13 protein-coding genes are annotated in these 21915 nt (G+C 64.1%); 5 read left to right on the top strand and 8 right to left on the bottom strand.

The features are described 5' to 3' along the window. Positions 1 to 32: 32 nt before the first annotated feature. Entirely contained in the window at positions 33 to 2774 is a 2742-nt protein-coding gene (gene glnE / locus ACY65G_RS13870) for a bifunctional [glutamate--ammonia ligase]-adenylyl-L-tyrosine phosphorylase/[glutamate--ammonia-ligase] adenylyltransferase (RefSeq protein ID WP_464997939.1), read from the top strand. A 186-nt stretch (positions 2775 to 2960) separates the two neighbouring features. Beyond that, entirely contained in the window at positions 2961 to 5663 is a 2703-nt protein-coding gene (locus ACY65G_RS13865; RefSeq protein ID WP_464997938.1) for a TonB-dependent receptor, read from the top strand. A gap of 224 nt (positions 5664 to 5887) precedes the next feature. Here the strand turns inward: ACY65G_RS13865 and gap are convergent, their stop codons facing one another. Together gap and tkt are read right to left on the bottom strand one after the other, a co-directional pair. Continuing rightward, positions 5888 to 6898, bottom strand: a complete 1011-nt coding sequence (gene gap / locus ACY65G_RS13860; protein WP_464997937.1) for a type I glyceraldehyde-3-phosphate dehydrogenase — start codon at positions 6896 to 6898, stop codon at positions 5888 to 5890. A gap of 92 nt (positions 6899 to 6990) precedes the next feature. Next, positions 6991 to 8988: a transketolase gene (tkt, locus tag ACY65G_RS13855; protein WP_464997936.1), complete on the bottom strand. Its 1998-nt coding sequence runs from the start codon at positions 8986 to 8988 to the stop codon at positions 6991 to 6993. A 176-nt stretch (positions 8989 to 9164) separates the two neighbouring features. Between tkt and ACY65G_RS13850 the strand changes: the two genes are divergently transcribed. Beyond that, the gene (locus ACY65G_RS13850; RefSeq protein WP_464997935.1) at positions 9165 to 9887 is read left to right on the top strand and encodes a 16S rRNA (uracil(1498)-N(3))-methyltransferase; all 723 of its coding nucleotides are present in this window, start codon (positions 9165 to 9167) and stop codon (positions 9885 to 9887) included. 224 nt (positions 9888 to 10111) lie between these two features. On the opposite strand, the gene ACY65G_RS13845 is transcribed toward ACY65G_RS13850, so the two are convergent. Then, positions 10112 to 13153, bottom strand: a complete 3042-nt coding sequence (locus ACY65G_RS13845) for a TonB-dependent receptor (RefSeq protein WP_464997934.1) — start codon at positions 13151 to 13153, stop codon at positions 10112 to 10114. A gap of 421 nt (positions 13154 to 13574) precedes the next feature. Between ACY65G_RS13845 and ACY65G_RS13840 the strand changes: the two genes are divergently transcribed. Then, positions 13575 to 15206, top strand: a complete 1632-nt coding sequence (locus ACY65G_RS13840; protein ID WP_464997933.1) for an NAD(P)/FAD-dependent oxidoreductase — start codon at positions 13575 to 13577, stop codon at positions 15204 to 15206. Positions 15207 to 15336: 130 nt separating this feature from the next. On the opposite strand, the gene ACY65G_RS13835 is transcribed toward ACY65G_RS13840, so the two are convergent. The 5 genes from ACY65G_RS13835 to glnA form a co-directional block, all read right to left on the bottom strand. Beyond that, positions 15337 to 16302: a magnesium and cobalt transport protein CorA gene (locus tag ACY65G_RS13835; RefSeq protein WP_464997932.1), complete on the bottom strand. Its 966-nt coding sequence runs from the start codon at positions 16300 to 16302 to the stop codon at positions 15337 to 15339. 125 nt (positions 16303 to 16427) lie between these two features. Continuing rightward, on the bottom strand, positions 16428 to 17912 hold the full coding sequence (gene ntrC, locus ACY65G_RS13830) for a nitrogen regulation protein NR(I) (protein ID WP_464997931.1): 1485 nt from the start codon (positions 17910 to 17912) through the stop codon (positions 16428 to 16430). Between the two features lie 59 nt (positions 17913 to 17971). Further along, positions 17972 to 19093 carry a nitrogen regulation protein NR(II) gene (gene glnL, locus ACY65G_RS13825; protein ID WP_464997930.1) on the bottom strand — a complete coding sequence of 374 codons (1122 nt, stop codon included), beginning with the start codon at positions 19091 to 19093 and terminating at the stop codon, positions 17972 to 17974. Beyond that, the gene (locus ACY65G_RS13820; RefSeq protein WP_464997929.1) at positions 19090 to 19572 is read right to left on the bottom strand and encodes a DUF4124 domain-containing protein; all 483 of its coding nucleotides are present in this window, start codon (positions 19570 to 19572) and stop codon (positions 19090 to 19092) included. The genes glnL and ACY65G_RS13820 overlap by 4 nt, the downstream gene beginning before the upstream one ends. 135 nt (positions 19573 to 19707) lie before the next feature. Further along, positions 19708 to 21123, bottom strand: a complete 1416-nt coding sequence (gene glnA, locus ACY65G_RS13815) for a type I glutamate--ammonia ligase (protein ID WP_464997928.1) — start codon at positions 21121 to 21123, stop codon at positions 19708 to 19710. 336 nt (positions 21124 to 21459) lie between these two features. On the opposite strand from glnA, the gene ACY65G_RS13810 reads away from it, so the two are divergent. After that, positions 21460 to 21915, top strand: coding sequence for a rhodanese-like domain-containing protein (locus tag ACY65G_RS13810; protein WP_464997927.1), 456 nt, complete (start codon positions 21460 to 21462; stop codon positions 21913 to 21915).

Below are 21915 nucleotides of genomic sequence, written 5' to 3'. Positions count from 1 at the left end.
CTGCGCCCATCTCTCCCCTTCTCGCTCTCTTCATGCCAAATTCCTCTTCCGTCTCCGACTCCCGCTTTTACCAGCGCTGGCTCGCGGCCGCGCCCGATCGCCAGGCCAAGATCGACGCGCTGGTGCAACAGCCGCTGGACAGTGCGGACCTCGAGGCCTTGCTGGCGGTCGAACGCGAAGGCGGCGCGCTGCCGGCAACCCGCGGCATGCGCCGCCTGCGCAACCTGCTGATCGCCGGCCTGATCCGGCGCGACCTGGAGGGGCTGGCGGACCTGAACGAAGTGGTGACGGCGGTGACGCGGCTGGCCGATTTCGCGATCCGCACCCACCTGGCGGAAGCCGACGCCGAGATGCGCGCGGCCCACGGCGTGCCCACCGGAAGCGAGTCCGGCGTGGCCCAGGAACTGATCGTGCTGGCGATGGGCAAGCAGGGTGGCTTCGAGCTGAACGTGTCGTCCGACATCGACCTGATCTTTGTTTACCCGGAAGACGGCGACACGGTGCCCACGGCGCCGGGCCAGCGGGTGCTGTCGAACCACGAGTATTTCGTGCGGCTCGGTAAAAAGCTGATCGCCGCCATTGCGGAGATCACCGAGGATGGCTTTACATTCCGGGTCGACATGGCGCTGCGCCCGAACGGCGGCTCCGGGCCGCTGGCGGCCAGCCTGGGCATGGTGGAACAGTACCTGATCGTGCAGGGCCGCGAGTGGGAACGCTATGCGTGGGTGAAGGCAAGGGCCGTGACCGGCCGGCCCGAGGATATCGCGGCGCTCGATGGGATCGTGCGGCCGTTCTGCTTCCGCCGCTACCTGGACTTCGGCGTGATCGACGCCATCCGCACGATGCACGCGCAGATCCGCGCCGAGGTGAACCGGCAGGAACGGCTGCACCCGGAGCGCAGCCACAACGTGAAACTGGGCCGCGGCGGCATCCGCGAGATCGAATTCCTGGCCCAGGTGTTCCAGCTGATCCGCGGCGGGCGCGACCCGAGCCTGCGTGACCGCTCCACGCGCGCCACGCTGCGCCAGTTGCCGGACAAGGGCCTGCTGGCGGCCGACATCGTGGAACGCCTGCTCGATTCGTACACATTCCTGCGCAACCTGGAACACCGGCTGCAGTACCTGGAGGATGCGCAGACGCATACCCTGCCGCCGAACGATGCCGACCGCGACACCGTGGCGCGCATGATGGGCCTGACCGACGCCGCCACGCTGATGGCGGCGCTGGATGGCCACCGCCGCTTCGTGGCCGAGCAGTTCGATGCGATGTTCGCCGAGAAGGCCGGCGACGACGAGATCGACCCGGCCACCAGCAACGAGTGCGCCGATCCCGACAACATCGAAGCGATCGAATCGCGCTTCGCCAGCCTGGGCTACGACAATCCATCCGCCGCGGCGCGCCGGCTGATCGCCACGTGGCAGGCGCCGCGCGTGCAATCGATGCCCGAAGCGAGCCGGCAGCTGTTCGTGGCGCTGATCAACGCCGCCCTGCCGCAGATCGCCCGGGCCGCCGAGAACAACCCGGTCGGCACGCAGGTCGGCACGCTGGGCCGGCTGCTCGACTTCCTCGAGGCGATCGCGCGGCGCTCCTCCTACCTGTCGCTGCTGACGGAATACCCGCACACGCTGGAACGCGTGATCGGCATGATGCACGCCAGCGCATGGGCCGCCACATTCCTCACGCAGCACCCGATCCTGCTGGACGAGCTGCTGGACGACCGCATCCGCAACGCCGTGTTCGATCCGCAAACGCTGGCGCAGGACCTCGATGGCCAGCTGGCCGTCTATGAAGGCGACACGGAGCGCCAGCTCGACATCCTGCGCGAAGTGCACCACGCGCAGCTGTTCCACCTGCTGGCGCAGGACCTGGCCGGCGACCTGACGGTGGAGAAGCTGGCCGATTACCTGTCCGAACTGGCGGACGTGATCGTGGCGGCCGTGGTCCAGGCCGCGTGGAAAACGGTGGCGAAGCGGCACCGGGAAGTGCCCCGCTTCGCCGTCATCGCCTATGGCAAGCTGGGCGGCAAGGAGCTGGGCTATGTCTCCGACCTGGACGTGATCTTCCTGTACGACGACGACGACCAGGAAGCGCCCGGCCTGTATGCGAAGCTGGCGCAGCGTTTCATCACCTGGATGACCACGCACACGTCCGCCGGCATCCTGTTCGACATCGACACGGCGCTGCGCCCCGATGGCGCGAGCGGCATGCTGGTGTCGTCGGTCACGGCGTTCGAGCGTTACCAGAAACAGTCGGCGTGGGTGTGGGAACACCAGGCGCTGACGCGCGCCCGCTTCGGTGCCGGCGATGCCGCGATCGGCCAGCGCTTCGAGGATATTCGCTGCGAGGTGCTGCGCCAGCCCCGCGTGACGGGCGAGGAACTGAAGCAGGAAGTGCGGGCGATGCGCCGCCGCATGCACGACGCTCACCCGAGCCGCCCTGAAAGCTTCGACCTCAAGCAGGATGCGGGCGGCATGATCGACATCGAGTTCATCGTGCAGTACCTCGTCCTCCAGCATGCCGGCCGGCACCGCGAACTGACGGCGAACCGGGGCAATATCGCGCTGCTGCGGATCTGCGCGGAGCTGGGGCTGGTCGATGCGGCACTGGCCGCCGAGGTGGGCGACGCCTACCGCGCCATGCGCAAGCTGCAGCACCAGATCCGGCTACAGGGGGGCGAGCAGTCGCGCGTGGATCCGCTGCGGGTCATGCTGCATGCCCAGAATGTGCGGCGCCTGTGGAACGATATCTTCGGCGAAGACAACACGGCCCAGTGACGCGGGAATAATCCCATTACATCGCCATACAATTCATAACAAAACTTTACGTAATTGTTGTATGTAACACGAAAGTAATAATTAACGTTAGATTATTGTTGACTAACGTTAAGGCCGCGTTGTCAGATGCAAGATCGTCCTGTGCACGTCCCGGGGCGGTTCGTGACAACTCTGGAGAAAAACCCGATGAAAGAAACAAACCTGTCCCGCTCGGTGCGGCTGATCTGCGCCGCCGGCCTGGCAAGTGCGCTGGCGATCCCGGCCCATGCCCAGCAAGCGGACCAGCCCATCCAGCGCGTGCAGATCACCGGTTCGGCGATCAAGCGCATCGATGCGGAAACCGCGGTACCCATCACCGTGGTCAAGATGGACCAGTTGAAGGCCGAAGGCATTACCACCGTGGAGCAGGTACTGTCCACCGTGGCGGCGATGCAGGCCACGCAAGGCACCAGCCAGGTCGTGGGCCTGGGCACCGGCGGCGCCTCGTTCGCCGACATGCGCGGCATCGGCGAAAACAAGACGCTGGTGCTGCTGAACGGCCGCCGCCTGGCGAACAATGCGTTCGACAGCTCGGCACCCGACCTGAACATGATCCCGTTCGCGGCGATCGAGCGCGTGGAAGTGCTGCGCGACGGCGCCTCGTCGCTGTATGGCTCCGACGCCGTGGGCGGCGTGATCAACTTCATCACGAAAAAAGACTTCACCGGCGGCGTCGTGACCGTGGGCGGCGATTCGCCGCACCACCAGGGCGGCCAGAGCCTGAACACCAATATCGGCCTGGGCTTCGGCGACCTGGACACGGATGGCTGGAACTTCTTCGCCGTGGGCGATTTCCAGAAGCAGCGCGCCATCGGCGGCCTGGACCGCGACTTCAACACGCGCTATGCCGGCGGCCTGTCGGGCAGCACGAGCCCCGCGAACTACTACCAGGAAGGCGATTCCGGCAACCCGGCCGCGCCGGACTGCACGAGCGCGCCGAACCTGGTGCCGAACGGCACCAGCTGCCGGATGACCACGTCGAGCTTCGTCGACTACGTGCCGCGCTCCGAGCGCGCCACGGGCCTGTTCAAGGGCACGCTGAAGCTGTCGAACAACCATGAACTGGGCCTGGAATACCTGATCAGCCGCAGCAAGGTGGAAAGCGCGATCGCGCCGGTACCCTACGGCGGCCTGATCATGAACCCACGGCTGGCCAACGGCGCGCTGAACCCGTATTACCCGGGCAATCCGGGCGCCATCACACGGAACATTCCGCTCGATCCGAACTTCGGCGCATCCGACCTGCCGGAAGGCGCCCAGCCCGGCTACATCAACGTGATGTGGCGTAACCTGCCGGGCGGTTCCCGCGCGGACGAAAACATCAACCGCCAGCAGCGTTTCGTCGCTTCGCTGTCCGGCAACGTGGCTGGCTGGGATTACCAGACCGCCCTGTCGTACAACGAAAACAAGGTGAAGGTGAACCTGAACGGCTACAGCAACGGCGACATCATCACGCAAGGCGTGCTCGATGGCGTGATCAACCCGTTCGGCGAGCAGAGCGCGGCCGGCATGGACCTGATCCTGGGCGCTGCGCTGAACGGCAACATCCAGAACGCCAAGGGCACCACCAAGACCTTCGACGTCAACGCCAGCCGCGAGCTGACCGACTGGTTCGGCGCCGGCCGTGCCGCCGCCCTGGCCATTGGCGGTGTGGCGAGCCGCGAGCACTTCATGCAGGCTTCGAACACCGAGTACGCCGAGAAAGTCGTGGCCAGCACGGGTATCGACCCGACGGCCTACAACGAAGGTTCGCGCAATGTGTACGCCGCGTACGCCGAGCTGAACGTGCCGCTGCTGCAGACGCTGGACGTGACGGCCGCCGTACGCTACGACAAGTACAGCGACTTCGGCAACAGCACCAATCCGAAGTTCAGCTTCCGCTGGCAGCCGGCACCGGAAGTGCTGGTGCGCGGTTCGTACTCGACGGGCTTCCGCGCGCCGTCGCTGTATGAAGTCAACGCGTCGCAGACGTACACCAACACGTCCACGCAGAACGATCCGATCAACTGCCCGAACGGCACGCCGATCCCGGGCAAGGGCTCGGCCACGAACTGCCGCGTGCAATTCCAGAAACTGCTGGGCGGTAACCAGAACCTGGATCCGGAAGAGTCGACGAACGCCACGCTGGGCATCGTCTACGAAGGCGTGAAGAACCTGACGCTGTCGGCCGACCTGTGGGCGATCAAGCTGGAACACCAGATCGACAGCCTGTCCGAGGATGACGTGTTCGCCGACGCCGTGAAATACGCGGCGCTGTACCACCGCAACGCGGCCGGCAACCTGTCGATCGACGGCTCGCAGTGCGTGACGCCGACGAACTGCGGCTATGTCGACCTGCGCACGCAGAACCTGGGCAACATCAAGACCCACGGTGTCGACCTGGCCGCCCAGTACCGCCTGCGCACCGATGCGTTCGGCACGTACAACTTCGCGCTGAACAGCACCTGGGTGCACGGCTTCAAGTACCAGACGTCGCAAGGCGGCGAATGGATCGAGCGCCTGGGCGCCTACCGCGGCACCGGCCCGGTGTTCCGCTGGCAGAACACCGCCAACGTGCGCTGGAGCCTGCGTGAACTGGGTGCCGGCCTGACCGCGAACTACAAGTCGGGCTACCTGGACGCGGACAACGCGTTCGTGGAAAACCACCGCGTGGCGTCGTACACCACGATCGACGGCTACCTGTCGTGGACGCAGCCGAAAGGCTACGCCGTCACGTTCGGCGTGCGCAACATGTTCGACCGCGACCCGCCGCTGTCCTACCAGGAAGACACCTTCCAGGCCGGCTACGACCCGCGTTTCGCTTCGGCGATCGGCCGCACGTTCTACCTGCGCGCTTCGTACAGCTTCTAAGCTCCACGCCGCATGACAAAGCCCCGCCGGCTCGCGCCGGCGGGGCTTTTTTTCGCACTTACCATGCAGAAAAACTGGGGACGTACCCCTGTTTCCAGGCAATTCTCAGCCAGAGGCACTTATGCCAAGCATATTTCTTTAAAACAGGGGTACGTCCCCAGTTTCGCCGAGAGGCAATAAAAAAGGCGCCGGGAGGCGCCTTTTTGCGGGTGCTGCGGGAGCGATTACTTCGCGTTGAACAGCGCGACGGTGGTGTCGAGCATGCGGTTCGAGAAGCCCCACTCATTGTCGTACCACGACGAGACCTTGACCAGGCGGCCGGAGACTTTCGTCAGCGTGGCGTCGAAGTTCGACGATGCCGGGTTGTGGTTGAAGTCGACGGAGACCAGCGGTTCGGTCTGGTAGGTCAGCACGCCAGCCAGCGCGCCTTCCGAAGCGGCCTTCATGATCTGGTTGACTTCTTCGACAGTCGTGTCGCGCTTGGCGATGAACGACAGGTCGACCAGCGACACGTTGATGGTCGGCACGCGGATTGCGAAACCGTCCAGCTTGCCGTTCAGTTCCGGCAGTACCAGGCCGACCGCGGCGGCGGCGCCGGTCTTGGTCGGGATCATCGACTGCGTGGCCGAACGGGCGCGGCGCAGGTCTTCGTGCATCACGTCGGTCAGCACCTGGTCGTTGGTGTACGAGTGCACGGTGGTCATCAGGCCGGTTTCCACGCCGATCGCGTCGTTCAGCGGCTTGACCAGCGGGGCCAGGCAGTTGGTGGTGCACGATGCGTTCGAGATCACGGTGTCCGACGCTTTCAGCACGCCTTCGTTGACGCCGAAGACGATCGTCGCGTCGACATCCTTGCCGCCCGGTGCGGAGATGATGACTTTCTTGGCGCCGCCCTTCAGGTGGGCCGAAGCCTTTTCCTTGGTGGTGAAGAAGCCGGTGCACTCCAGCACCACGTCCACGCCCAGCTCGCCCCATGGGATTTCAGCCGGGTTACGCTGCGCGAACACGCGGATCTTGTCGCCGTTGACGATCATGAAATCGCCGTCGACTTCCACAGTACCGTTGAACTTGCCATGGGCCGTGTCGTAGCGGGTCAGGTGCGCGTTCGATTGCGCATTGCCCAGGTCGTTGATGGCCACGATCTGGATGTCCTGCTTCTTGCCGCCTTCGTAGAAAGCGCGCAGCACGTTGCGGCCGATACGGCCATAGCCGTTGATAGCTACCTTGATCGTCATTACATGTACTCCTGTTTAAAGAAAAACGGTTTTTATTATGCAACGCCCCGCTACTTGAGCGGGGTCGTCGATATCTCTTTATGCAGCGAAGGTTATGCTTTAACTACGGCTTTTGCTTTCGCAACCACGTTTTCGACCGTGAAGCCGAAGTGCTTGAACAGCACGCTGGCCGGCGCGGATTCGCCGAACGTGTCGATACCGACCACGGCGCCTTCCAGGCCCACGTACTTGTACCAGAAGTGGGTCACGCCGGCTTCGATCGCCACGCGCGGGATACCTTTGCCCAGCACGCTGGCCTTGTAGGCGGCGTCCTGGCGGTCGAACACGTCGGTCGACGGCATCGACACCACGCGGGCCGGAATGCCTTCGCTCTTCAGCGTGGCCGCGGCGTTCACGGCCAGTTCCACTTCCGAACCGGTGGCGATCAGCACGACCTTTGCATCGGCCTCATCGGACAGGATATAGCCGCCCTTGGCGATGTCGGCGATGGCCTGTTCGGTACGCTCGTTGAACGGCAGGTTCTGGCGCGAGAAGATCAGCGTGCTCGGGCCATCCTTGCGCTTGACCGCTTCGCCCCATGCCACCATCGATTCGACGGTATCGGCCGGGCGCCAGTTGTCCAGGTTCGGGATCAGGCGCAGCGACGACACGTGCTCCACCGACTGGTGGGTCGGGCCGTCTTCGCCCAGGCCGATCGAATCGTGCGTGAACACGAAGATCGAGCGCTGCTTCATCAGCGCGGCCATACGCAGCGCGTTGCGGCTGTAGTCGGAGAACGTGAGGAACGTGGCGCCGAACGGGATGTAGCCGCCATGCAGGGCCACGCCGTTCATGATCGCGCTCATGCCGAATTCACGCACGCCATAGTTGACGTGGTTGCCCGGCTTGCCGGAACGGATGTTGGTCGACTCTTTCCAGTTCGTCAGGTTCGAGCTGGTCAGGTCGGCCGAGCCGCCCAGGAATTCCGGCAGGATCGCCGACAGCGCCTGGATCGCGTTCTGCGATGCCTTGCGGGTGGCGATGGTTTCCTTCTTCTCGACGGTGGCGGCGATCGCGGCCTTCAGCGTCTCGTCGAAATTGGCCGGCAGGTCGCCGTTCATGCGGCGCTTCAGTTCCGCGGCTTCAGCCGGGAAGGCGGCGGCATACGCGTCGAACTTGGTGTTCCATTCGGTTTCGTACGAAGCGCCCTTGTCCTTGAAGTTCCACGCGGTGTTGACTTCTTCCGGCACGATGAACGGCTCGTGGCCCCAGCTGATGTATTCGCGGACGGCGGCGATTTCCTTGTCGCCCAGCGCGGCGCCGTGCACCTTGTCGCCACCCTGCAGGTTCGGCGAACCCTTGCCGATGATCGTCTTGCAGCAGATCAGCGTGGGCTTGTCGGCCTTCTTGGCAGCTTCGATGGCGGCATCCACGGCGGTCACGTCGTGGCCGTCCACGTCGCGGATCACGTTCCAGCCGTAGGCTTCGAAGCGCTTCGGCGTGTCGTCGGTGAACCAGCCTTCGACTTTGCCGTCGATGGAGATGCCGTTGTCGTCGTACAGCGCGATCAGCTTGCGCAGACCCAGCGTGCCGGCCAGCGAGCACACTTCGTGCGAGATGCCTTCCATCAGGCAGCCGTCGCCGACGAAGGCATACGTGTAGTGATCGACCACGTCGTGGCCCGGCTTGTTGAATTCGTTCGCCAGCAGCCACTCGGCCAGCGCCATGCCGACCGCGTTGGCCAGGCCCTGGCCCAGCGGGCCCGTGGTGGTTTCCACGCCCGGCGTGATGTCCACTTCCGGGTGGCCCGGCGTCTTCGAATGCAACTGGCGGAAGCCGCGGATGTCGTCCATCGACACGTCGTAGCCGGACAGGTGCAGCAGCGCGTAGTGCAGCATCGAGCCGTGGCCATTGGAGAGCAGGAAGCGGTCGCGGTTGACCCAGTCCGGATTGGCCGGGTTGTGGCGGTGGTGGCCGCTCCACAGCGCGACGGCGATCTCGGCCATGCCCATCGGCATGCCTGGGTGGCCGGAGTTGGCTTTCTGGACGGCGTCCATCGCCAGCGCGCGGATCGCGTTGGCCATCTGGGTGTGGGGAAGCTTAGCGTTCATATCAGTTGGTGCGGGAGGTTGGGGATTCCGGGGGCTGCAAGCCGTCTCGAGCAGGTGCGTGCCTCACTACCGAACTGACACCATGCTGAAACCGCCTTGGCTGCGTAGCCCGCTATTTTACCAGAGGCCGGCGCGGCCGCTTAAAATCAGTGCATTTTGGACTTATATAGATCACGATGCCACGCTTTTACATCGACGCCCCCCTCGCGGCCGGCCAGTTGCTCGACCTGCCCGCCGAGGTCGCCCACCACATCCACGTCGTGCGGCTGGCGCCGGGCGACACGCTGACGCTGTTCAACGGCACCGGCGGCCAATACGAGGCGGTCCTGACCGAGGTCGGCAAGAAGCGGGCAACGGCCGAGCTGGGCGCGTTCGAGCCGCGCGACATCGAGCTGCCTTACGCCGTGACCCTGGCGCAGGGCCTGCCCGAAGGCACGAAGATGGACTGGATCGTGGAAAAGGCCGTGGAGCTGGGCGTGACGTCCGTGCAACCGCTGGCCGCGCGGCGCTGCGTGGTGCGCCTGTCCGCCGAGCGGGCCGTCAAGAAACTGGAACACTGGCGCGGTATCGTCGTGGCCGCGTCCGAACAGAGCGGTCGCAACCGGCTGGCCACCGTGGCCGAACCGGCCGAGTTCCGCGACTGGATCGGCACGCCGGACGGCAGCGGGCCGCGGTTGCTGCTGTCGCCACGGGGGACATCGTCGCTGGTGGACTGGGCGCGCGCCAGTGGCCCGCAGGCAGTGACGATCATGGTGGGGCCGGAAGGCGGTTTTACCGACGAGGAAGAAGATGCGGCCGTGCGTGCCGGGGCCGTGATGGTGACGATGGGGCCGCGCGTGCTGCGCACGGAAACGGCGGCGCTGGCCGCGGTGGCGATGCTGGGCGGGGTGTGGGCTTAACCACCAGAAAAACTGGGGACGTACCCCTGTTTCCGGGCAAGATCCAGCGGTGCCGCTGATGAGCTGTTCAACGCGCGGTTTCCATTGGCACGGAGGTGCGTACCCTGTTTCGTGTTTTCGTGTTTTACGACATCGTCCCCACGCCGGAACAATTGAACCGCATTTGGGGCATATATAAAAAAACGCCGGCTTGCGCCGGCGTTTTTCATGACAACGTCAACCGATCAGAAGCGGTGGTTGTATTCCACGCCCAGGCGCACTGCGCGCGGCTCGGTGTAGCTGATCACACGGCCGTAGGTCGGCAGCACGTCCGTGGTGTAGTCCACGTTCTGCGTCTCGCTGATGGTTTGCGCGGTCTGCTTGTTGAACACGTTGAACACGTCCAGCTTCACGGTCAAGCCCTTGAGGAAGGCTGGACGGTACATCAGGTTCGCATCCAGGCGGATATCCCAAGGCAGCTTGCCGGACGTGCCGCGCGGCGTTTCCTTGCCGTCGCAGTAGAAGTACACGGAACCGTAGTCGTAGTCGCCATCGATGTCGGGCGCCTGGCCGAAGCAGCTGCGCGGACGGCCGGAAGCCGCCAGGAAGTTGCCGCCCACCAGCCATTCAGGCGTCACCTCGTAGTAGCCGAACGCCTTGATCTGGTGCTTGCGGTGGTTCGGCAGCAGGCCGTACGAATTCACCATCAGCTCAGGCGTGTCCCAGGTCGAGGTCGCGGCCACGTCGGTCTGCGCGTTGTCCGAACGGGTCTGGCCTTCCGTGTTGCCACGGCTGCGCGACCACGTATAGTTGATCCGGCCATACCAGCCGTTGCTGAACGGATGCTCGGCGAACAGGTCCATGGCCACGTAGGTGCGCTTGGCTTTTTCAAAGCCCAGCTCGGCCGCCGTCAGGTTGACCGTTTCGTACTTCTGGCCGTCGCCGGCGAAGTCGATCAGGAACGTGTTGTCGCGACCCGGATTGAACGAAGCGCAACCGTACGACAGGCCCGACGAATCGATGCCGTGCGCGTCTGCCCAGGCAACGAACGGACGTGCATCGCACTGGTCGTCGATCGTGGCCTTCAGGTCGCGATAGGTTCCCCTCGCGCCCACCGTCAGCGCAGGCGTGATGACCTGCTCGAAGCCCAGCGTGATTTCATCCTGGTAGGTCGGCTTCATGCCCTTTGCCGCCACCGAGTTGATGTCCTTTTCCTGGCCCAGCTCGTTGTTGGTCGAGTAGACGCCGGAAATCGGGTTCAGGCCGGTCGGCAGGCCGTACTGGTCGGTGCCGCTGTAGGTGAACTGCTGGCGTGTGAACGTGGAGCGGCTGGCGCCACGCACGGCCAGGTGGGTCGGGATCTGCAGCGCATAACGGCCGGCGCTACCGAACACTTTCAGCGAAGCGTCACCCTTCACGTCCCACGACGCGTTCAGGCGCGGCGAAACGATGTCCTTCGGCTCGAGGAACACCTGGCCGTCGCCGTTCAGGTTCTGGAAGCCTTCCTTGCGCAGGCCGAGGGTCACCAGGACGTCCTTCGTGACCTGCCAGCGGTCTTCCAGGTACTGCGCATCCTGTTTCGACGCGGCGCTGGTGCGCGAGTCGAAGATGGTCTGCGTCACGTAGTAGCCCTGGGTGCCCAGGCCGCCGCCGCTGGCGACGGCCACGCGGGTGCCGCCGAAGTTCAGCAGCGAATTCGGGTTGGCCGTGCGCTGGTACGTCCACAGGCCGCCGCCGCCGTACACTTCGCCGGCGTTGGCCGAAGTCAGCGTGTTGTTGTCGACACCGAAGCGCAGCGTGTGATCGCCCAGCTTGTACTCCAGGTCCAGACGCTTCGAGCGGATACGGCTCTCGGATTCGCCGGCAGCCACGAAACCGCTCAGAACCTGCGGGCTGGAATAGTTCAGGCCCGGGTAGCGCGTGTTGCTGGACGAGCTCACCTGGAACAGGTCGCCGGGCACGGTGCCCACGGAATTGTACTTGGCGTAGTTCGGGGTCTTCGATTCGCCATACAGTGCGGACACCGTCAGGTTGTCGCCGATATTGCCCACGTAGCGCAGCACCTTGACGTCGCCACCCACGGAAGGCGTGAAGTCTTCGTTGTTCTTGTAGCTTTGCGAGCCGGTCAAAGCGCCACGCGTGTTGGTCGCATAGTCGTAGCCGTAGAGCGACCGGTCGGTCTTCGCTTCGTCGCCGATGAACGTGGCCTCGATGCGATGGTTGTCGGTGATGTTCCAGTCGAACTTGGCCAGGTAGCGGGTGGTCGTGTCGCGGTCCGATTCCCAGCCCAGCGTGTTCAGGTTGGACGCGGTGCGGATACCAAGCACGAAATCATCTTCGTACTTGCGCTGCTCGACGGCGGCAAACACGAACAGCTTGTCCTGGATGATCGGGCCACCCGCGTAGACACCGTAGATCTTCTCGGTGCGCTCGCGGTTGCTGAAGCGCCGGTACAGCGTGCCGTCGGTAGCGGCATTGCGCTCCGCACCGGTATTGCCGTAGTAAAGGTCCTTGTAGCTGGCGCGCCAGCTCTTCGGCTCGATGCTGGCCTGGCCGCCCACTTCCCACGTGTTGCTACCGCTCTTGGTGGTGATGTTGACCACGCCGCCGACCGAACGGCCGAACTCGGCACCGAAGCCGCCGGTCAGCACCTGCGCCTGGGCGATGGCACCGAACGGCAGCTCGGATGCACCCAGCTGCGTCAGCGGGTTGGTGACGGGGAAACCGTTGATGTAGTAGGCGTTTTCCGAAGCGCCGCCGCCGCCGAACGAAGCGCCCGCGGCATAGCGGGAGTCGGCACGGGTGGTGTTCGGGGCCAGCTGGATGATCGATGCCACGCTTGGCTGGATCGGCAGGCGGGCCAGTTCCTTGGCAGTGAAGGTGGCGCCGTTGTTCGACGTGGACACGTCGATGCGGCTGCGGCGGCCCGTCACTTGCACGGCCTGGATACCGCCGGTAGCAAAGGCGGCTTCGGTACCCTGGCCAGCCAGGACTTCGAGCTGTGTGGTGCCGACGCTGGTGCCGCCTTTTTGCAGCGTGACGGTGTAGTTACCGATCGGCAGGCTGGTGACGCGGAAGTTGCCGCTGGCATCGACCGGAGCGGTACGGCTGGCGTTGGTGTCGGTGTTCTTCAGCAGGACGGAATCGCCGCTACCAGGAGTGACGTTACCAAATACAACACCTGCGGCGTTCGACTGTGCCATGACCGCCGGTGCAACCGCCATCGACAGTGCGCCTGCCGTAAACGCTACCTGCAGCGCACGGGCCAGAACAGTTTTTCTCAACATTTTTGTATTTCCTCATTTAGTAAGCTTGTTCGGTAGAAAAGCTTAGGCGAAACCGTCTTGGCGGATCCGCCAGCACCGGTACAGCTCTGTTTATATGTCCCAACAATTCCTGCCGAATCGCCTTTTGGACGACTCCACCAAACACTCATTGATCATCGTCAATTGCGGTTCGATAGCAAATCTGACCACACCGTCAATTCGCGTGTCAATTGGGAAAGTTTTTTTTGCGGCTCAGATACAACAGTTGTCCGACAATCGATACGGAAAAGAGCAGATATGGTGCGGTTCCTGTCTGTTATGGGGCATGCACCAGGATGGACTTCCGTGCGAACTGACTCGCTTGGCCGGTCCGGGTACAATGGAAGGTTTCCGTGCGCCACCCTGCCGGGTCCGCGCCTCGCAGCCTTCTTGAAAAATTGCCATGCTCCGTTTAAATGAAATCAAACTGCCTCTGAACCACGAAGAATCAGCGCTGAAGGAAGCAATCCTGGAAAGACTGGGCATTCCCGCGGAAGCCCTGCTGCAATTCACCGTGCACAAGCGCAGCTACGATGCGCGCAAGAAGGCGCATATCGTGCTGATTTATTCGGTGGACCTAGAAACCACGGACGATGCCGGCGTCCTGGCCCGCAACGCGCGCGATGTGCACCTGATGCCGTCGCCGGACATGGCGTACAAATTCGTTGCCCACGGCGTGAACCGCGATGGCCGCCAGCCGCGCCCGGTCGTGATCGGCATGGGCCCGTGCGGCCTGTTCGCCGCGCTGGTCCTGGCGCAGATGGGCCTGAACCCGATCGTGCTGGAGCGTGGCAAGACGGTGCGCGAGCGCACGAAGGACACGTTCGGCTTCTGGCGCAAGCGCGCGCTGAACCCGGAATCGAATGTGCAGTACGGCGAAGGCGGCGCCGGCACGTTCTCGGACGGCAAGCTGTACAGCCAGATCAAGGACCCGCGCCACCTGGGCCGCAAGGTGCTGACCGAGTTCGTGAAGGCGGGCGCGCCGGAAGAGATCATGTATGTCAGCAAGCCGCACATCGGCACCTTCCGCCTCGTGAAGATGGTGGAAGCGATGCGCGAGGAAATCGTCGCGCTGGGCGGCGAGATCCGCTTCGAGCAGCGCGTGGTGGACTTCGACATCGAGGAAAAGAACGGCGTGCGCCAGGTGCGCGGCCTGCAACTGGCCACCGGCGAGCGCATCGCCACGAACCACGTGGTGCTGGCGATCGGCCACAGCGCACGCGACACGTTCTACACGCTGTACGAGCGCGGCGTGTACGTGGAAGCCAAGCCGTTCTCCATCGGCTTCCGGGTGGAGCACCCGCAATCGCTGATCGACACGTGCCGTTTCGGCCCGAACGCCGGCCATCCGATCCTGGGCGCGGCCGACTACAAGCTCGTGCACCATGCGAAGAATGGCCGCGCCGTGTACAGCTTCTGCATGTGCCCGGGCGGCACGGTGGTGGCGGCGGCTTCCGAACCGGGCCGCGTGGTCACCAACGGCATGAGCCAGTATTCGCGCGCCGAGCGCAATGCCAACAGCGCGATCGTGGTGTCCATCAGCCCGGACGACTACCCGGGCGGCCCGCTGGCCGGCATCGAATTCCAGCGCAGGCTGGAGGAAGCCGCGTTCCGCCTGGGTGGCGAGGACTACAACGCGCCGGGCCAGCTGATGGGCGATTTCGTGGCGGGCCGTCCGTCCACCGAATTCGGCGCCGTCGTCCCCTCCTACAAGCCCGGCGTGCACCTGACCGACCTGGCGACGATCCTGCCGGATTACGCCACCGAGGCGCTGCGCGAAGCCTTCCCGGCGTTCGACCGCCAGGTGCGCGGCTACTTCAAGCACGACGCGGTGCTCACTGGCCTGGAGACGCGCACGTCGTCGCCGATCCGCATCAAGCGGCGCGACGACGATTTGCAGAGCCTGAACACGCGCGGCCTGTTCCCCGCCGGTGAAGGCGCCGGCTACGCGGGCGGCATCCTGTCGGCCGGCGTGGATGGCATCAAGGTGGCCGAAGCCGTGGCGCTGTCGATGGCGGACGCCGACCACGCCTGAGCGCGGCACGAAAAACAGGGGACGTACCCCTGTTTCCAGGCAAGTTTTTCGGAGATGCGTACCGACCGTACGGGTGCAGAATGCTTTCCCATAAACAGGGGTCCGTCCCCTGTTTTGCTTCATGGTATGGCTATAGCCAGCGGGCTTTCTTGAACCGGCGATACAGGTAGAAGCACACCGAGAACATCGCCACCAATGCCAGCGGATAGCCGTACTTCGATTTCAGTTCGGGCATGAACGTGAAGTTCATGCCCCAGATGCCCGCGAATGCCGTAAGTACCCCGAAGATCGCGGCCCATGCCGCGAGGCGCTTGTTCACTTCTCCCTCATCGAGCGCAATCATCGACAGGTTTACCTGGATCGCCGTGGCGATCGTGTCGCGGATCGCGTCGAGGATCGCCGCGATGCGGGCCAGGTGGTCGTGCACGTCGCGGAAGTATTCCTGGCTGGTCGCGCACACGGCCGGCACGCGGCCGCCGTGCAGCTTGCCGACCGCATCGAGCAGCGGTGCCACGGCATGGCGCAACGTCATCACCTTGCGTTTCAGGTCGTACAGGCGCTCGATATTGTCGCGCTGCGAGGTGCCCGTGAAGATGCGTTCCTCGATCTGCTCCAGCTCGGATTCGAACGCGTCGACCAGCGGGAAATAGCGGTCGACCACCGCATCCATCAGCGCATACAGCACGAAACCGGCACCATGGCGCAGCAGGTGCGGCTCGCGTTCGGCGCGGGCGCGCACGTCCATCAGGTCGTGGCTGCTGTTCTGGCGCGACGACAGCACATAGTTGTGGCCGACGAAGATGTCGATCTCGCCGACGATAAGCTCCTCCCCTTGCGGCTCGACCGTTTTCACCACGACGAACAGCGAATCGCCGTACTCCTCGATCTTGGGGCGCTGGTGGCCGCGCTGCGCATCCTCGACGGCCAGTTCGTGCAGGCCGAATTCGTGCTGCATCTCGGCCAGTTCGGACGGCGTGGCGTCGCGCATGGCTACCCAGACGAACGCATCGTCGCGCGCGATGTAGTTGCCGATGTCGGCCACCGGCAGGTCGGCCAGCTTGCGGCCGTCGTGGTAGGCGACGCAGTTGATCAGCATGGGTATTCCAAAACAAGCTCCCGGTTGTGACACCGGGAGCTTACCTGAAAACCGCTTACTGCCGAGCTCGGATCAACTGGTTTCGCACCGACTGCAAATCAGGCAATCGGGGAAGGGAATGCCGGTCAATCCTCCTTCGCCCCATCGATCCCCAGCTCGGCGATCTTGCGGGTGATGGTGTTGCGCCCGATCCCCAGGCGCACGGCGGCGTCGTTCTTGCGCCCGTGCGTGTATTTGAGGGCAGTACGGATCAAGGCGGATTCGAACTGCCGGCCCAGCACGTCCATCACATCCTGCTGGCCGTCGGACAGCATCGTGGCCGCCTGCAGTTCCAGCAGCGACAGCCAGCCATCCGGGCCCGGTGCGGCGGGTGCGCCGGCGGAGGCGAACGACACGCTGTGCGCCACATGCGGCGACACCGGCACCGGCAGCTCGGGCGCGGCCTGCATGGCGCCCTGCCCTTCGGACAGTTCCAGCGGCAGGTCCTTCACTTCCACCGTCTGGCCGGGCGCCATCACGGTGATCCAGTTGCACAGGTTTTCCAGCTGGCGCACGTTGCCCGGCAAGTCGAGGCTTTGCAGGAACATGAGCGCCGCGTCACTCATGCGCTTGGCTTCCACGCCGAGCTGCCTTGCGCTCTGCACCAGGAAGTGGCGCACCAGGATGGGGATGTCCTCGCGGCGCTCCCGCAAACTGGGCAGCCGCAGCCGGATCACGTTCAGGCGGTGGAACAAATCTTCGCGGAACAGGCCGTCGCGCACGCGCTGCTCCAGGTTCTGGTGCGTGGCCGTGATCACGCGCACGTTGGCCTTCAGCGGCTGGTGCCCGCCGACGCGGTAGAAATGCCCGTCGGACAGCACGCGCAGCAGGCGCGTCTGCAGGTCGAACGGCATGTCGCCGATCTCGTCGAGGAACAGCGTGCCGTTCTCGGCCTGCTCGAAGCGGCCGCGCCGCGTGGTCTGCGCGCCGGTGAATGCACCCCGTTCGTGGCCGAACAGTTCCGATTCCAGCAGATCCTTCGGGATCGCGGCGGTATTGAGCGCAATGAACGGCTGCGCCGCGCGTGGGCTGTGCTTGTGCAGCGCCCGCGCCACGAGCTCCTTGCCGGAACCGGATTCGCCGGTGATCAGCACCGTCACATTCGATTGCGACAGGCGGCCGATGGCGCGGAACACCTCCTGCATCGCCGGCGCCTGGCCGAGGATCTCGGGCGTGTCGGCGGGGCCGGATTCCACGCTGGCTTCGCGCAGGCTCTCGTCCAGCGCGCGGCGGATCAGTTCGACGGCCTTGTCGATGTCGAACGGTTTCGCGAGGTATTCGAAGGCACCGCCCTGGAAAGCCGCCACGGCCGAATCCAGGTCGGAGAACGCGGTGATGATGATGACGGGCAGGCCCGGCAGCCGCGACTTCACCAGCGACAGCAGGTCGAGCCCGGAGTCGCCCGGCATGCGGATATCGGACACGAGCACCTGCGGTGTCTCGTATTCCAGCGCGGCGATCGCGTCGCGCGCATTGGCAAAACTCTTCGTGGCGAGGTTTTCCCGCGCTAGTGCTTTTTCCAGTACCCAGCGGATCGATTCGTCGTCATCGACAATCCAGATTGGCTTCATATGTAATGTGCTTCCCGCAATTTGGATTCATCAGGGACTTCAGCCACATGCCCCCCGGCTTATGGCAGGGGCAGCAGGATGCGGAAGTCCGTAAAGCCGGGCCTGCTTTCGCATTCGATGACGCCCATGTGCTGGTGCACGAAGGTTTGCGCCAACGTCAAACCCAGGCCGCTGCCGCCATCCCTTCCCGATACGAGCGGGTAGAAGATGCGGTCGCGGATCTGGGGCGGAATGCCCGGTCCGTTATCGATGATATGCAAATCTAATGCCAGGTTATAACGCACCTTGGCCAGCGTCACCTGGCGGGCCACGCGCGTCTTGAACGTGAGTTGCGCATCGCCCGTTTCGATGCGGTCGGCGAGTGCCTGCGCCGCGTTGTGGGCGATGTTCAGCACGGTCTGGATCAGCTGTTCCTTGTCGCCGCGGAACTCGGGCAGCGATGCATCGTAGTCGCGCACGATCGCCAGGCCGGCGGGGAATTCGGCCAGCATCAGGCTGCGCACGCGCTCCAGCACTTCGTGGATGTTCACGTCGCCCACGATATGGGGGCGGCGGTGCGGCGCGAGCAGGCGGTCGACGAGCGTCTGCAGCCGATCCGCTTCCTTGATGATCACCTGCGTGTATTCGCGCAGCTCCTGCAGGTGCAATGGCGGCAATTCCATTTCCAGCAACTGGGCCGCGCCGCGGATGCCGCCCAGCGGATTCTTGATTTCATGGGCCAGGTTGCGGATCAGCTCCTTGTTCACCTGGCTCTGGTCGAGCAACCGCTCTTCGCGGTCCAGCTTCATCTGCTGCACCGTTTCGCGCAATTCCAGCAGCACGCTGCCGTCCGGCTCATCCATCGCGCTGGCGATCGCATGCACGTGCAGCGGTTCGCGCCCTGGGCGCTCCAGGGTCAGCTCCTGCCGCAGGTCGGAAAACTTGTGGGCGCGCGCCTGCGCGATCACATGTTCCAGTTCGACGGGATGGGAAAACAGGTCGCACAGCCGCTGGCGGGACAATGCCTTCAGCGAGCTTTCCAGCATGTTCTCGGCCGCGGCGTTGGCAAAGGCGATGCGGCCATCGGCATCGACGATCACGACCGCCGAGGCGAGCAGGTCGAGCCCCGCGAGCGTGTGGGAACGCGGGATGGCGCCCGCCGCCGCAGCCGCGGCACGGGCGATATTGGTCACAATTTTCATCGTATGTTGGCGATCTCGCGCTGTAGCGCTTGCACGTTCTGTTCCGAGCGGGCGATGGCGTCGCGCAGGCTGGCCACCCGCTCCTGGTACTTGGCGTAGTTGCGCTCGTCGCCGCGCCGTTCCGGCTCGCCGTTGTTGTACTCACGGCGCAACTCGCCCAGCTTTTGCGTTTCGGCGGTCAGTTCGTCGGTCAGGATCTGGCGGCGGTCGGCATCGCGGGCTTTCTGTTCGGCCGAGCCCACGCGTGGAAAGCCGGACGCACCCGCGACCGGGCTGGCGGCACGCGGCACCGTGGCGGTGGACGGCCCGGTTGCCGGCGAGCGTGGCCTTGCGGCCTCCCGTGGCGGCGCTGGAATGGCCGCGTTCGGCAAATCCAGCAGCACGCAAGCCTTGCCGCGGATCTGGCGGTCCGTGTATTCCTTGCGCCCTTCGGCATCCGTGCAGCGGTAAATCTGCGCCGAAGCGCCGGCGGCGGCCATAAGCAGAACCAGTAACAACGAGCAGCGTGCGATCATGCCCCGACTATACAACAACCGAAAAAAAACGCGGGGATGGCTCGAAGCCCTCCCCGCGCTGATATGGCTACCGGGTTTCAACTTCCGGCAGCGTCGCCATTACAGCGAGTAGTACATGTCGAATTCGACCGGGTGCGTCGTCTGGCGCATGCGGGTCACTTCCGTCATCTTCAGTTCGATGTAGGCATCGATCATCGAATCGGTGAACACGCCGCCGCGGGTCAGGAACTCGCGGTCCTTGTTCAGGTGATCCAGCGCTTCTTCCAGCGATGCGCAGACGGTCGGGATCAGCGCGTCTTCTTCCGGCGGCAGGTGGTACAGGTCTTTCGACGCTGCTTCGCCCGGGTGGATCTTGTTCTGCACACCGTCCAGGCCGGCCATCATCAGCGCGGCGAAGCACAGGTACGGGTTCGCCAGCGGATCCGGGAAGCGCGTCTCGATGCGGCGGCCTTTCGGGTTCGCTACGTGCGGGATGCGGATCGATGCGGAGCGGTTGCGTGCCGAGTAGGCCAGCTTCACCGGTGCTTCGTAGCCAGGCACCAGGCGCTTGTACGAGTTGGTGCCCGGGTTGGTGATCGCGTTCAGCGCCTTGGCGTGCTTGATGATGCCGCCGATGTAGTACAGCGCGAAGTCGGACAGGCCGGCATAGCCGTCGCCGGCGAACAGGTTCTTGCCGTCTTTCCAGATCGACTGGTGCACGTGCATGCCCGAGCCGTTGTCGCCCACGACAGGCTTCGGCATGAAGGTGGCGGTCTTGCCGTAGCTGTGCGCCACGTTCCAGATCACGTACTTCATGTTCTGCGTCCAGTCGGCGCGCTCGACCAGGGTCGAGAAGCGGGTGCCGATTTCATTCTGGCCGGCGCCGGCCACTTCGTGGTGGTGCACTTCGACCGGGATGCCCATCGATTCGAGGATCAGGCACATTTCCGAACGCATGTCCTGGAACGAATCCACCGGCGGGACCGGGAAGTAGCCGCCCTTGACGGTCGGACGGTGGCCGCTGTTACCGCCTTCGATGTCCTTGTCGGTCGACCACGATGCTTCGTCGGAGTCGATCTTGACCGATGCGCCGGACATGTCGATCTTCCACTTCACGGAGTCGAAGATGAAGAATTCCGGTTCCGGACCGAAGTAGGCGGTGTCGCCCAGGCCGGACGATTTCAGGTAGGCTTCGGCGCGCTTGGCGATCGAACGCGGGTCGCGGTCGTAGCCCTTGCCGTCCGACGGTTCGATCACGTCGCACTGCATGAACAGCGTGGTTTCTTCGAAGAACGGATCGATGTTGGCGGTGCTCGGGTCCGGCATCAGGATCATGTCGGATGCTTCGATGCCTTTCCAGCCTGCAATGGAAGAACCGTCGAAGGCGTGGCCGCTTTCGAACTTGTCGATATCGAAGTGGGACACAGGCACGGTCACGTGCTGCTCTTTACCACGGGTATCGGCGAAACGGAAGTCGATGAACTTGACTTCGTTGTCTTTAACCAATTGCAGGACTTCTTCGGCGGTACGTGCCATTACTCATCTCCTAAGTGAAAAGGGCTGCCGTCACATTGTGCGGCGGTAACTCGGGTACTGTAATGCATGAAGCGTGCCAGCGTAAAGCTTCTATGGATATGCAGCGAGTTACATTGATCTTGCTCCCTACGGAAACTAAAATCATCCGTACGGAAACACAGGGCGAAATGCACCAACTTTGCGCATCGAGGGCTTCGCCCATTTTTGGTGCGTGCCGGTCATTTTGCACCAGTTTCGCGCACTGCGCCCCAAAATGTGGCACGAATGTCCAGGCGGAATGTTTGCCGGTTTTCATGCCGTCGACGATAGAGTCAAATCCACAGGAATTAACGTCAAATGAGCACCAACGACATTCTCGAGCGCGCCCGCGAGCGCGGCCAGGGCCTGCCCTATGCTGGAGCGGTCACGCCCCAGGAAGCGCATGAACTTCTCCAGGGCAACCCGACCGTGCGCCTCATCGACGTGCGCACCAACGCCGAACGCGACTGGGTGGGCCGCGTGGCCATCACCGACGCCCAGCACGGCGCCGTGCAGTGGAGCACGTATCCGGGCGGTGTGCCGAATCCGGAGTTCGTGCAGCAGCTCTCCCGTGTGGCCGGCAAGGACGATGTGCTGCTTTTCCTGTGCCGCTCGGGCGTGCGCTCCCGGCATGCGGCGAAACTTGCCACCGAGAACGGCTACGTCAACAGCTTCGATATCCTGGAGGGGTTCGAGGGAGACAAGGATGCCGAGGGGCACCGCAAGACCGTGGGCGGGTGGTGCAAGGCAGGGTTGCCCTGGCTGGGCGCCTGA

The organism is Pseudoduganella sp. jia 12, from assembly GCF_055502675.1.
The sequence above is the reverse complement of the archived record's forward strand: the minus strand, read 5'-3'. Positions and strand labels throughout refer to the sequence as shown.